A 14,256-nucleotide genomic window follows, 5' to 3' on the forward strand; every position below is an offset into this window, starting at 1 on the left:
TTTTTTGAATGAAAATGACTGATTGAGATATTTAGTCACATAGTTTTGTAGGAGGAATGAAGAATGATTAAGGCTGAGTTTGCGAAAATTCTCCGCACGAAAAAAATGCTGATTGCTATTATTGCAGTTCTTTTCGTTCCTGTACTATATGCAGGTATGTTCCTATGGGCTTTCTGGGATCCGTACTCACACTTACAGGATTTACCTGTTGCTCTTGTCAACAATGATAAAGGCGCTGAAATAGAAGGAATAGAAATGCAAATAGGTAAGGATTTAGCAGAAAATTTACGAGATAGTAAAGAATTTAAATTTGTTGAAGTATCTAAGGAAAAAGGGGAGGAAGGATTAAAGAATCGCGATTATTATATTTTAATTGAAATTCCCGAAAACTTCTCAGAAAATGCTGGTACTTTATTAGAAGATAATCCTGAACAAATGAAAATTATTTATCGACCAAATGAAGGATACAACTTCTTAGGTGGACAAATTGGTAATTCAGCAATGGAGCTTGTGCGTGCAGAAGTAAATAAAAATGTTTCTGCTACTTATGCTGAAACGCTATTTAAAACTATTGCAAAATTAGGAGACGGTTTCGGTGAGGCAGCAGATGGTGCTTCAAAACTTGAAAAGGGCTCTAACAAATTAAAAGACGGTGCTAGTCAATTAAAAGACGGTATTGGCAGTGCAGCAGATGGTGCTACTCAATTAAATGGTGGTGCTATAACAGCAGCAAAAGGATCAACAGATTTAAAAAATGGTATTAATTCAGCAGCAGATGGTGCAGGTGCGTTAAACCAAGGTGCTTTATCTTTAGCAAAAGGATCTGCAGATTTGAATGCAGGTATTCTATCTGCTAAAGACGGTTCAAGCCAATTACAATCTGGTTCAACAGAATTGAAAAAAGGTACCGAAACTTTAGTGCAAGGTTTAGAAGGAAATACAGCAAATATTAATGCACTAAACGACGGTGCACAAAAAGTAAATACAGGTGTTGGCACGTTAAGTACAGGATTAGGTCAATTAGCACCAGGTGCACAAAATGTTTCTGCAGGAGTTACGCAACTTGTAGACAGTCTAGGTGCTATGACTGCAAAAGTTCCAGCCTTGCAACAGGGCGTTAAGGATACAAATGATGGAGCTGCTGGTTTAAGTGCAGGATCACAAGGTTTAGCAGCGGATACAAAAGAGCTAGTTAAGCAAATTAAGGCTATGAATATTTCTGAAGAACAAAAAAGTGCTTTACTTCAATCAGCAGGAAAGATTGATGCAACTGCTACTAAAGTCAGTGCAACTGCTGCTGCGTTAAGTGAGGGAACAGCACAACTAAACAATCAAGTTTCAACTATGGAAATACCTACGTCTGATAAGGCAGTAGAATTAAAACAAGGTGCAGCAACAGTTGCAGCTGGTTTAGATAAAATGAATAAAACAGTGAGTGGAGAATTGACTCCTGGTACAAAACAATTAGCAGCAGGTACTGATCAATTGGCTTCTAATTGGAGTACATCAATTGCTGGCGCTAAAAAACTAGATGCTGGAGCAGGTCAATTACAAGTTGGCTTAACTGATCTATCTGGTGGTTTCAATAAATTGCAATCAGGTTCATCACAATTAGCTGATGGTTCATCACAACTTGCAAATGGTACACAATCCTTAACAAGTGGTATGGGTCAATTACAAGATGGTTCTAGTAAACTATCAACAGGTTTAGTTACATTAAGCGGTGGTACTACATCACTTATAACTGGCCTAGAAAAACTACAAGATGGTTCAAGTCAATTAAAAGACGGAACATCTGGACTAAAAGATGGTTCAAACACATTACAAGGAAAATTGAAAGAAGCGAATGAACAAGCCGCTGAAGTAAAAACAACGCAAAAAACTTATGACATGGTCGGTGAACCAGTAGCGGTTGAGAAACAAGAAATTAACGCAGTACCGAACTACGGTACAGGTTTTGCGCCATACTTCTTAGCACTTGGTCTATTTGTAGGTGCACTATTAATCACAATCGTCTTCCCATTAGTTGAACCAGCGATAAAACCGATTAACGGTATTTCATGGTTTACTAGTAAAGTAGCTGTTTTGGCAGTGGTTGGATTAATTCAATCATTGGCTGCAGTGGCGATAGTCGTTTGGGGTCTAAAACTTGAACCTGTTAATATGGGTGCTTTCATTTTAATGGCGATAGTTACAAGTTATACATTCCTATCATTAACTCAAATGTTAGTATCAATTTTCTCAGATCCAGGTCGTTTTGTAGCTATTCTAATCTTGATACTACAATTGACAACTAGTGCAGGTACATTCCCATTAGAATTAGTACCAAAACCATTACACATTTTTAATACGTTATTACCAATGACATACTCTGTCCAAGGATTTAAAGCTGCGATTTCTACTGGAGATATGAGCTTCTTCTGGACAAATGGAGGTATTCTATTAGGATTCATGGTTGTTTGTTTAGCCATTACTTTTGGATACTTTGCATTAATGTTTAAAAAACGTCATTCAAATACTGACGCAGTAACTGAATAATATTGAAAAAGGTTAAAGGGTGAAATATGCCCTTTAACCTTTTTTTGTGAAGCATTTTATGTAAAAAGAAAAAGCGAAGAGAGTGGTTCAGGCTCTCTTCGCTTTTTCAAAAGTAAGCGATTTAATATAGGTTCATCTCTAAGGTTCAATTAGTGATGAATGTGAGCTATCAATCGAATGGGGAATTCGGTTGATCAATAATTAACGATTAAAGAGAATTGCAATGTTCACAAGTGTTTGAATAGCACTCGCTTTGTTCTTCTATTTTTTCGCCGCATACAGTGCATTGTTTTGCGGGTAAATTTTTGAAAAATTCAACGACATTTTCTAACATTGTGTTTCGCCTCCTAAGTAATCTGTTATATTACTGTTTCGTTATTATGTATTGTATTATAACACAGACATTTATGTCAATACAAAAACCTAATTTTAAGTTAAAATAATTGTTGAGACACTAAAGAGGAGTGAAATGAATGTTTTTTATAGATAATAAAGGTATTACAGATCCACGCATTAACTTAGCAATTGAGGAGTATGCGTTAAAAACGATGGATGTAGAGAAAGATTCTTTTTTACTGTTCTATATCAATCAACCCTCAATCATTATTGGTCGAAATCAAAATACAATAGAAGAGATAAATACTGATTATGTTGCAGATAATGGTATCATCGTTGTACGTCGATTATCTGGTGGTGGTGCTGTGTATCATGATTTAGGAAATTTAAACTTCAGTTTCTTAACAAAAGATGATGGAGATAGCTTCCGAAACTTTAAAAAGTTCACACAACCGGTAGTGGATGCGTTACAAAAAATGGGTATTAACTCTGAATTATCAGGTCGTAATGATATTATGGCTGAAGGTCGTAAAATATCAGGTAACGCTCAATTCTCAACAAAAGGTCGTATGTTCAGCCATGGTACATTATTGTTTGATACAGAAATTGATGCCGTTGTATCAGCATTAAAAGTGAAAAAAGAGAAAATCCAATCAAAAGGAATCAAATCGATTCGATCGCGTGTAGCGAATATTACAGAATTTATGAATGAACCAATGACAGTAGAAGAATTCCGTTTGGAAATCTTAAAATCAATTTTCGATGGCGAAGAGAATATACAATATTATGAGCTAACTGATGAAGACTGGGTTAATATCTACAAATTATCTGAAGAACGTTATCAAAAATGGGATTGGAATTATGGACAATCTCCAAAATTTAACGTACAACGTTCTCAACGTTTCCCTTCAGGAAGTATTGATGTGCGTTTGGAAGTGAAAAAAGGTGTTATGGAGGAAGTACATATTTTCGGCGATTTCTTTGGCGTTGGTGATATGGCAGATGTAGAACAAGCATTAGTAGGGAAAAATTACGAACGCAATGTTATTGAGGAAGCACTAAATGCTATCGATGTACCAACATACTTTGGCGGTGTTACGAAAGAACAATTTATACAATTGATTTATTAATTAAATTTGACAGCATAATGTTTGAAATTGCGGTCAAGATGAAGGGGAGAGTGGAATGAATACTCATCGTATATTAATCGTAGAGGATGATTTGAAAATTGCTTCGTTACTTGCTGATACTTTGCGCAAATATCATTATGAAGTAAAAACTGTAGAATCTTTTGATAGTATCCTTGAAGAGTTTACGGCGTTCAATCCTCATCTTGTTTTGCTTGATATTAATTTACCTTCTTATGATGGATATTATTGGTGTCGTCAGCTTAGACAGTTAACGACTTGTCCAATTATTTTTATATCAGCTCGTTCAGGCGAAATGGATCAAATTTTTGCACTTGAAAATGGTGGAGATGATTTCATTACGAAACCGTTCCATTACGAAATCGTCCTAGCAAAAATAAAGAGTCATTTACGTCGGTCATTTGGAGAATATGCTACTAAGCAAGAAGAGAGAACTGTAAAACAAGGTCAGCTGCATTTGTTTTTGGAACGTATGGAATTGCATACTAAACAAGTTCAAATTCCGTTGCAAAAAAAAGAATGTGTAATATTAGAAATGTTGATGGGACAAGCTCCTAAAGTTGTTTCTCGAGAGCAATTACTAGAAGAGTTGTGGGACGATCAAGCATTTGTAGATGAGAATACGTTAAATGTGAACATGACTCGTGTACGAAAGAAGCTGTCAGATTATGAAGTTCAGTCGACGATTGAAACAGTTAGAGGCGCGGGTTATCGGTTTGTATTACACTCAGAGGAGTCTTAATAATGCCGAATGTCAGATTATTTCTGAAGGATAATATTACATTAGTCTTTTTTGAAGTGTTATTAGTGTTATTTATTTTAGTGTTATATTGGCTAGACGGTTTCCGAAATGTAGATACTGCAGTGTACTCCATAGTGATTACATTAATATTAACGTTCACATATTTAGCCACTCGTTATATTATGCGCCAATCTTTTTATAAAAAGATATCTGTTAAGCCTAGAGCAATGGAAGATGCATTACAAAAAAATGCAAAAACACCAGAGCATTTGCAAACAGAGGTGTTCATCCACACGCTTTATAAAATATATCAACTTGAAGTACAGGCTTTATATGCGAAGCAAAATCGACATTTACAATTCATGAATCAATGGGTACATCAAATGAAAACACCTCTTGCTGTATTAGAATTACTATTACAAGAAGAGGGTGAATTAGATAAGAAGAGTGTGCAAGAAGAAGTTGACCGTATGAAGTGTAGTCTTGAGACCGTATTGATGAATGCAAGAATCGATACATTTGAAGAGGACATGAAAATTGAACAAGTTGAACTTCGTCAAATGGTTGTTGAGGCAGTTAATGAGCATAAACGCTTATTTATTGCTCATCGTGTTTATCCTGATATTGCGATAGATGAAAGTCTTAGGGTTCCAACTGATTCAAAATGGATGAAATTTATTATTGGTCAATTTATTACAAATGCAATTAAATATACGTTTGAAGAGGGTAAAAAAATATATTTATCCACGGACATTATGGAAAACCATATTGAACTGACAATTAGAGATGAAGGTATAGGTATACCTTCATCAGATTTGAAGCGTGTAACACGTCCCTTTTTCACAGGTGAGAATGGACGTAAAACGGGTGAATCGACGGGGATGGGTTTATATTTAGCACAAGAGGTTTGTGATAAATTAGGGCACCAGTTATTAATTGAATCTGAGGTTGGGAAAGGGACGGAGATGAAGGTTTTGTTTAATCGTTCGTAGAGCGTCCTCAGTATTTCATAGTCTCCGGCTTCGGACGCCAGTTGCTCGAGTCACTTCGGTCTCTCGGATAAAAGATGAAGAGATGCTTTTGTTTCGAGCCTCGAGTGCTTGTAGAGGGCCACAGGATGTGGGTCATGTAACCGTTGTGTCAGGACGACACGAGTTTAGGATACGTTCCTTGAGAAGTGCGCCTTCCACATTTCATAGAAAGTGAGGTGGATTTGTGTCTATCTTGAAAATTGATGAAGTTACAAAAGTTTATGAAGGAAAAGTTACACATCGAGCGCTTAATCAGCTGAGTTTTGAAGTAGAGAAGGGCGAATTTTTGGCTGTCATGGGTCCTTCGGGTAGTGGCAAAACAACGTTATTAAATGTTGTCTCAACGATAGATACACCTACTTCTGGTGAAATCACCGTAGACGGCATTAAGCCTCATGAGTTGAAAAAGAACGAACTGGCTTATTTTCGACGTCGTCAACTTGGGTTCGTATTTCAAGATTTCAACTTATTGCAGATGCTAACGGTTGAGGAGAATATGGTATTACCTTTGACTTTGGATAATATGGATGTTGAGCTAATGGAAGAGCGGGTGCAGAATGTATCCAAGCAGCTAGGCATTCAGTCTATTTTAGAAAAACGTCCAAATGAAATCTCGGGTGGGCAAGCCCAAAAGACGGCAATTGGACGAGCTCTTATTCATAAACCATCTCTAATTTTAGCAGATGAACCAACTGGAAATTTAGATTCCAATTCCTCAAAAGATGTGTTAGAGCTGTTAGGACGCATTAATAAAAAAGAGGGTACGACAATCGTAATGGTGACGCATGATCCGATTGCGGCAAGCTATTGTGACCGTGTGTTATTTATCAAAGATGGTGAGTATTTCAATGAAATCTATAAAGATGATCACCGTCAGACATTTTTCCAAGGAATTTTGAATGTGCTCAGTCTTTTGGGAGGTCATGTCGGTGACTTTTCGACAGTTCGCCTACCGTAATGTTATAAGAAATTACCGAGTTTATGCAGCATTTTTTATGTCGAGCGTATCATCCGTGATGGTGTTTTTTATTTACTCGATGCTCATGTTTCATCCTAAGGTAGAAGATGAGTTTCTAAGGGAAATTGCGTTCCAAGGAATGTTTGTCGCAGAAGTCATATTAGTGTTATTTATGATGTTCTTCTTATTCTACTCCATGCGTGCGTTTCTTCAGGCCCGTTCCAAGGAATTTGGTTTGCTCATGCATCTTGGAATGGAAAAACGTCAGTTAAATAAGCTGGTATTACTAGAGACGATAATTATTGGAGTAACTTCAATTATTCTGGGGATTGTATTCGGTTATGCCTTTGCGAAATTCTTTTTTATGATTGTTCGTGAAATTTTACAAATTGATAGTTTACCTTTGTATTTTTCTTGGGAGCCATTTGCATTAACAATTGGGACATTTACAAGTTTATTTGTAATTATTTCATTTGTTAGTGTGATGTTCATACGAGATCGTGATGTTATTGATTTGTTAAAGGGTTACTGGCGCAATGAACAGACGGCCTCGTATTCGAAATGGCGAGCTATTTTAGGTGTGTTGATATTAATACTTTCTTATGTGCTAGCCTCATTTACGACACAAGAACGTTTAATGGTTTTATCTGCAATATTACCCCCTTTAGCAAGTTTTGGGACATATTTGTTTTTCACGGATACACTACAGTGGCTGATGTCTTTTGTACGTGCTCGAAAGAAAATGTATTGGCATAAGTATCGTTTAATAACTGTTTCGGAAGTGTCTATTATTATGCGAGAAAATGCGCGTATGTTTTTTATCTCTTGCATGATTTCCACCTTGGCTTTTTTAGCTATGGGTACACTTATCTCTATGTCGACATTTACTCATCAGTTTCATCGTCTAAATCCATTGGGCCTCGTCTATTCGAGTAAAATAGACAATCCTTATGAAGAAGCACATATTAATAGTTTGACGAAAGAATTAGAAGCAAAGGGACTGTCTTATCATTTAAATAAGTTTACGGTTAAACGTCAAACATCTTCTAATACTCAACAGCCGGTAAAAATTATTCGACAATCAGATATAAATCGACTTGCCCTAGTATTTGGGTATCCTGTTGTCAATTTGGATCAAGGGGAGGCCATTTTTTTAGCCTACTCCGAGAAGTCTTTGGAGGAATTAAGGAACAAGAAGGTCAGGACCGTTTTACAAGAAAATAGTATTCCACTTTACATCAATTCAGTTTATCCACGTGTTCTTTTTTCTCCTACTGAGCTTGGAACTAATGTCATTGTCATAAATGACGATGATTTCGATTTAATCGATGAGCCAATGGTTGGAGCAAATGCCGAACAGTCCACGAATCACTTGTATGTATTTCATGTACCACAGTGGACAGAAACTAAGAATATTGGAGTAGAGTTAGATGCGATGGTGACAGATGCTTATCTGAATAATCATCAAGGTGAATTGCCATTTTACTTTGAGAATTCCGGCTTAGATTATTCATTTATACGTTCGACTTTTGCATTGTTGCTATTTATTGGATTATTAGCAGCTTCTGTGTTTTTCTTAGCATCTGGTAGTTTTATTTACTTTAAATTATATACGGGTCTAGAGCGAGATAAGCAGCAATTTAATGCACTCAGGAGAATGGGGATTACTGAAAGGGAACTACGAAAAATTGTGAATAGACAGTTGATACCACAGTTCTTTTTACCTTGGGGTCTAGCAATGTTGCACAGTACATTTGCATTTATGTCATTACAGGCATTTTGGACAGGTATTGCAGAGCTTTCGATATTGAAGGAAATATTAATCGTTTTAGCAGCTATTACTTGTGTTCAATTTCTCTATTTCTATTTAATTCGCTGGCGTTATTTATCCCATATTAGCTAATGCTAATTACCTCTAATGTTATAGAATTAAGCAAGTCTATCAATTACCTCTGGTGATTGATAGGCTTTTTTGATGGAAAAAGCTCTAATTATTACTCTCTCCTAACAAATAAGTAATTGAGCTATGAAAATAATTAAGTAGTAGAACTAAACAAAATATAGTGGAACTACTTAACGCTATAAATAGCTGTCTGTTGTTTTATTTTGTAAATTTTTATATAATAAAGTCAGAAATGAATGAACATTCATTCTGTTTTGACAAAGGGGAGATGAATATATGAATTTAGTTTCGGCAGTTCATAAAACATCAATAGAGCAACCGGAAAAAATTGCATATCATTTTATGGGGAAAGATACGAATTATGGTGAATTTGAAGAATCGGTTGCACGCTTTGCTTCAGCTTTAAAGGGATTAGGGGTAGGAAATGGGGATCATGTTGCACTTTTACTTGGCAATACACCTCATTTTTTAATTTCTTTATATGCAACAATGCGCGTAGGAGCAACTGTAATTCCGATTAATCCAATTTACACAACAGATGAGATTACGTATATTGTACGTAATGGAGATGCTAAAGTAGTTATTGCATTAGATGCTTTATTACCATTAGTGAAAGTAGGAGTAACTGCCTTTCCGAATGTAGAAGCGTTCATTGTATGTGAAACAGCTCCTGAAACAGCAGCCAAGTTGGCAGAGTTAGAAAGTCCTGTGAAAGAAAAAGTAAGATCATTTTCAATGTTGCTAGCTTCATCTTCAGCGAATTTTGAACCAATAGAATTAGATTCAGAAGATACAGCTATTATTTTGTATACTTCGGGAACGACAGGACAACCCAAGGGTGCAATGTTAACGCATAAAAACCTTTTTTCAAATGCGCGTGATGTAGCGGAGTATTTGACTATTTCTCCTGAAGATCGTGTGGTAACGACTTTACCGGTCTTTCATGTGTTTGCCCTTACCGTAGTAGTAAATGCACCACTATTAAATGCGGCAACATTATTAATTGTACCTAGATTCAGTCCGAAAGATGTATTTGAAATTGCAAGAGAGCAAAAGGCTACAGTTTTTGCGGGAGTACCTACAATGTACAATTTCTTATATCAATTCCCTGATGGTAATCCAGAAGATTTCTCATCAATTCGTTTAGCTATTTCGGGTGGTTCTTCTTTACCCGTAGCATTGCTACATAATTTTGAAGACAAGTTTAACGTACGTATTTCCGAAGGCTATGGCTTATCTGAAGCTTCACCAGTAACAAGCTTTAACCCACTAGATCGTGAGCGAAAGCCTGGTTCAATTGGTACGAACATTGTTAATGTAGAAAATAAAGTATTCAACCAATCAGGAGAGGAATTACCTGTTGGTGAAGTAGGCGAACTTGTTGTTAAAGGTCCTAATGTGATGAAAGGCTATTATAAAATGCCTGAAGAAACAGCAGTAACTATTCGTGATGGTTGGTTATATACAGGAGACCTTGCGAAAATGGACGAGGAAGGTTACTTCTATATTGTTGATCGAAAGAAAGATATGATCATAGTAGGTGGCTATAATGTCTATCCGCGTGAGGTGGAAGAAGTACTGTATACACACCCAGGAATCGTAGAAGCTGCAGTAATAGGTTTACCGGATCTCAATTTTGGTGAAGAGGTCTTTGCATATGTGGTGTTGAAAGATCCGAATCTAACTACTGAAGAAATCTATGAATATTGTCAAGAAAAGCTAGTGAAATATAAAATACCTAAGCAAATTGAAATTATAGAAGAGCTACCTAAAAACACGACGGGGAAAATTTTGCGTCGTTCTTTGAAAGAACATGCTCTAAATAAATAATAAAAAGGAGATGCCTAAACGGCATCTCCTTTTTTTCACTTTTTATAAATTAACTGATACATAATATAGACAAATAAAATCCATATCGGACCGACAATAAGCGCGATTCGAGTATCTGGGAAGTATGCCATTAAAATCATGACGAGTGATAAAAAGGCAAGAGCTAAATATGGTCCGACTGGATACATAAATGCTTTATATTTTAGTTTAGATACTTGTGCTTTTGATAATGATTTCCGGAATTTTAATTGAGTAATTAAAATAATTGCCCATGTCCAGATTGCTCCGAAAGTAGATATACTAGTCACCCATACGAATACTTTTTCAGCGACAAAATAGTTCAGTGCCACACCGATTAGTAATACGAATGCAGATGCCATAATGGCTGTAGCTGGTACGCCGCCTTTACTAATTTTCGCAAATACTTTTGGTGCTTGTTTTTGTTCAGCTAAGTTAAATAGCATACGGCCGGTACTGAAAATACCACCATTACAGCTGGATAATGCGGCTGTTAAAACAACAAAATTAATAATCCCTGCAGCATAACGTAAACCAATTTTATCAAACATTAAAACGAACGGACTACCTGTAGAGCCTACTTCGTTCCAAGGATAAATCGACATGATTACAAGTAATGCACCTACGTAGAATAATAAAATACGCCAAAGTACAGTATCAATTGCTTTAGGAATAACTTTTTCAGGGTTTTTAGCTTCACCAGCAGTAATCCCGATCATTTCGATACCTAGATATGCGAACATTACTATTGGTAAGGACATGAAAACACCTTGTATACCATTCGGGAAAAATCCACCATGGCTCCATAAATTACTAAAGCCAACAGCAATACCGCCATTGCCAATACCAAATAAAATAACACCTAAGCCAAGTACAATCATCGAAATAATGGCAAGGATTTTAATAAGTGCGAACCAAAATTCAAATTCACCATAAGCTTTTACAGCAATTAAATTTACCATAACCATGACAATTAACGCTGCTAAAGCCCATAACCATTTCGGAGAATCTGGGAACCAAAGTTGCATATACACGCCAACTGCTGTAATTTCTGCCATACAAGTAACAATCCACAAGAACCAATAGTTCCAGCCTGTTATAAATCCAGCTAGAGGACCTAAATAATCTCTAGCATAGCGACTAAATGAACCGGCAACTGGATTGTTTACGGCCATTTCGCCAAGCGAACGCATAATAATGAAAATAACAGCGCCACCAAGTGCATAAGCAACTAAAATAGCTGGTCCAGCTAATTTTATTGCTCCTGCAGAACCTAAAAATAGACCGACTCCTATGGCGGCACCGAGCGACATCAACGTAATATGTCGTTGCTCCAACCCACGTTGGAGCTCTGGTTTCTTGTTCATAATGTAAGACTCCTTCGATGCTAATGATAACTCCACTATATTATCATAAAATTTAATGAATAAAAATCTACATGCCAGAGTAAAAAGAAAAAATATTTAAACTCTTTGTCTTTATAAGTAATTTATGGTTACAATACATATATATGTTTGATTAATGCAAATATATTGAAAATTAAAGAGATTTTCATATAAAGGGAAGGGGAGTTTTTTTTGTCAAAGCGTTTATTGAAAGCAGAGGATTTATATGAATTGCACTCTATCACAAATCCTCAATTATCTCCAAGTGGTGAAGAGGCAGTCTTTGTTCGTACAAGTATTGATGAAGAAAAAAACAAATATATAGCGCACTTATTTCATTTAGATATTAAAAGTGGAGCAGTAACGCAGTGGTCGTATGGGGAAGATCGTATTTCATCTCCAACTTGGTCAGTGGATGGGCGAAATGTTGCATTTTTATCGAATCGCAATGAAAAAAATCAAATTTACATTATTTCTAAATATGGTGGAGAGGCACGTCAGCTTACAACATTAGAAAATGGTGTTTCACAATTCAAATGGTCACCGTGTGGTCAGAGTATTTGGTTTAGTGGCCGACTTAAGGAAGGTAAAAACTTTTCGGATGTAGCTGAAAAAGAAGAAAAGAAAAGACCAACTGCTTACATAGTAGAAGGTATGAAATATAAAGCTGATAGTATAGGGTTATTACCTCAAGATAGTTATAATCATATTGGTAAAATTGAAGTAGCATCTACTGATATTGAATTGTTTTCAGAAGGCAATCATAATTACAGTTTAGAAGCAGTATCACATGATGGTAAAAAGTTAGTTTTATCAGTGAATCGTGCAGAAAATAAAGATTTTGATTTCAGTCGGCACCTGCTATTAGTTGATATTGAAACAAAGGAAGAGACGACCATTCTAAATGAAGAAGGTTCTTATGGGGATGCATATTTTTCATATGATGATCGTTACATAGCATTTTATGGTGGAAATCATTCATATAGAAACGCGACACACGGTGCAGTTTATATTTACGATACAGAAGAGCAAAATTACAGAAATCTAACCGAGGGTTTTGATGCACCAGTAGGAGATCTTGCTGTAGCAGATCATCAGCAAGGAGCTACTGCACCAACTGTTGTATGGACGAAAGCGAACGACTTGTATTTCCAAGTGTCTACAATGGGAGATATACGATTATATTATGCAACATTGGACGGGGCAATTTACCCAGCAAGTCCAGAAAATGAACATGTCTATGGCTACGATGTTGAGCGTAATGGTTTGTTCGCGCTGTTAGCGATTAGTAATCCTATAATGCCAGGTGAACTTTTTAAATACGATGTAACAACAGGTGAAAGACAACAAATGACTCATTTCAATGATGCCTTTGTAAACGAGGTTGAACTTGTTCAACCTGAAGCAATTACTTATAAAAGTTCAGATGGATTTGATGTGTATGGTTGGTTGATGAAGCCATCTCAGTATGAAGAAGGTAGAAAGTATCCACTAATCGTTGAAATTCATGGTGGACCGCATGCAATGTATGCAAATTCATTTTTCCATGAGATGCAGTTGATTGCAGCGCAAGGTTATGGTGTCCTTTATGTCAATCCAAGAGGAAGCCATGGATATAGCCAAGAATTTGTAGATGCAGTACGTGGTGATTATGGTGGTGGTGATTATGCAGACATCATGGCAGGATTAGATGCGGTGATTGCAGATCAGAATTGGATAGATACAGATCGACTTGGAGTGACTGGCGGGAGCTACGGTGGTTTTATGACAAACTGGATTGTAGGTCATACAAATCGCTTTAAGGCAGCTGTAACGCAACGCTCAATCTCTAACTGGATTAGTTTCTTTGGCGTATCAGATATTGGTTACTATTTCAGCGATTGGCAAATCGGTACGGATATGAAAGATGTAGAAAAGTTATGGCAACATTCACCTCTTAAATATGCAGAAAATGTGGAAACGCCATTATTAATCTTGCATAGTGAAAAGGATTTCCGCTGTCCAATAGAACAAGCGGAGCAACTGTATATTACGTTGAAATCGATGGGCAAGGAAACTCAATTTGTGAGATTCCCTGATGCAGATCATAACTTATCTCGAACAGGCTTACCAAATTTACGTATCGAAAGACTTAACCAAATTACAGGTTGGTTTGAGAAATATTTATAAGCTAAAAGTTCTAAGGTTTTATTCTATTTGGTGAAAAGTCTACATTGCAAGAATTGGGATGTAGTAAATTCTCTAAACTAAGTTGTTATGAGTACAATATTTAAAGTATATAAAAAACTCATAATAAATATAAAAAGTTCCGCATGATTAGCGGAACTTTTTATATTTCACAACGTTTATAGAAAGCGTACATATTTA

Annotated in this window: 10 protein-coding genes; 8 read left to right on the top strand and 2 right to left on the bottom strand. The window is 36.3% G+C overall.

Going from position 1 to position 14,256, the window contains the following annotated elements:
* Nucleotides 1-63 precede the first annotated feature (63 nt).
* A complete protein-coding gene (locus ACQKM9_RS13615; protein ID WP_427734876.1) occupies nt 64-2,538 on the top strand; it encodes a YhgE/Pip family protein in 2,475 nt (824 codons plus the stop codon).
* A gap of 208 nt (nt 2,539-2,746) precedes the next feature.
* Here the strand turns inward: ACQKM9_RS13615 and yhfH are convergent, their stop codons facing one another.
* Nucleotides 2,747-2,872, bottom strand: a complete 126-nt coding sequence (gene yhfH / locus ACQKM9_RS13620) for a protein YhfH (protein ID WP_076034471.1) — start codon at nt 2,870-2,872, stop codon at nt 2,747-2,749.
* A 139-nt stretch (nt 2,873-3,011) separates the two neighbouring features.
* On the opposite strand from yhfH, the gene ACQKM9_RS13625 reads away from it, so the two are divergent.
* The 6 genes from ACQKM9_RS13625 to ACQKM9_RS13650 all read left to right on the top strand — a co-directional run bounded on the left by ACQKM9_RS13625 (nt 3,012) and on the right by ACQKM9_RS13650 (nt 10,486).
* The gene (locus tag ACQKM9_RS13625) at nt 3,012-4,004 is read left to right on the top strand and encodes a lipoate--protein ligase (RefSeq protein ID WP_427734877.1); all 993 of its coding nucleotides are present in this window, start codon (nt 3,012-3,014) and stop codon (nt 4,002-4,004) included.
* 55 nt (nt 4,005-4,059) lie between these two features.
* Nucleotides 4,060-4,764, top strand: coding sequence for a winged helix-turn-helix domain-containing protein (locus ACQKM9_RS13630; RefSeq protein ID WP_427734878.1), 705 nt, complete (start codon nt 4,060-4,062; stop codon nt 4,762-4,764).
* 2 nt (nt 4,765-4,766) lie between these two features.
* On the top strand, nt 4,767-5,756 hold the full coding sequence (locus ACQKM9_RS13635; RefSeq protein WP_427734879.1) for a sensor histidine kinase: 990 nt from the start codon (nt 4,767-4,769) through the stop codon (nt 5,754-5,756).
* Nucleotides 5,757-5,979: 223 nt separating this feature from the next.
* On the top strand, nt 5,980-6,753 hold the full coding sequence (locus ACQKM9_RS13640) for an ABC transporter ATP-binding protein (protein ID WP_427734880.1): 774 nt from the start codon (nt 5,980-5,982) through the stop codon (nt 6,751-6,753).
* Complete coding sequence (locus ACQKM9_RS13645; RefSeq protein ID WP_427734881.1) at nt 6,725-8,656, top strand: ABC transporter permease; 1,932 nt, start codon at nt 6,725-6,727, stop codon at nt 8,654-8,656. The genes ACQKM9_RS13640 and ACQKM9_RS13645 overlap by 29 nt, the downstream gene beginning before the upstream one ends.
* A 276-nt stretch (nt 8,657-8,932) precedes the next feature.
* Nucleotides 8,933-10,486 carry a fatty acid--CoA ligase family protein gene (locus tag ACQKM9_RS13650; protein ID WP_427734882.1) on the top strand — a complete coding sequence of 518 codons (1,554 nt, stop codon included), beginning with the start codon at nt 8,933-8,935 and terminating at the stop codon, nt 10,484-10,486.
* Nucleotides 10,487-10,521: 35 nt separating this feature from the next.
* Here the strand turns inward: ACQKM9_RS13650 and ACQKM9_RS13655 are convergent, their stop codons facing one another.
* Nucleotides 10,522-11,874 (bottom strand): amino acid permease, encoded by a 1,353-nt coding sequence (locus tag ACQKM9_RS13655; RefSeq protein ID WP_427734939.1) that lies wholly within the window; start codon nt 11,872-11,874, stop codon nt 10,522-10,524.
* A gap of 207 nt (nt 11,875-12,081) precedes the next feature.
* Here ACQKM9_RS13655 and ACQKM9_RS13660 point away from each other — a divergent pair, with 207 nt between their 5' ends.
* Nucleotides 12,082-14,058 (top strand): prolyl oligopeptidase family serine peptidase, encoded by a 1,977-nt coding sequence (locus tag ACQKM9_RS13660; protein ID WP_427734883.1) that lies wholly within the window; start codon nt 12,082-12,084, stop codon nt 14,056-14,058.
* The last annotated feature ends 198 nt before the right edge of the window (nt 14,059-14,256 follow it).

The sequence above is a fragment of the Viridibacillus sp. NPDC093762 genome (genome assembly GCF_050279675.1).
Taxonomy (GTDB): domain Bacteria; phylum Bacillota; class Bacilli; order Bacillales_A; family Planococcaceae; genus Viridibacillus.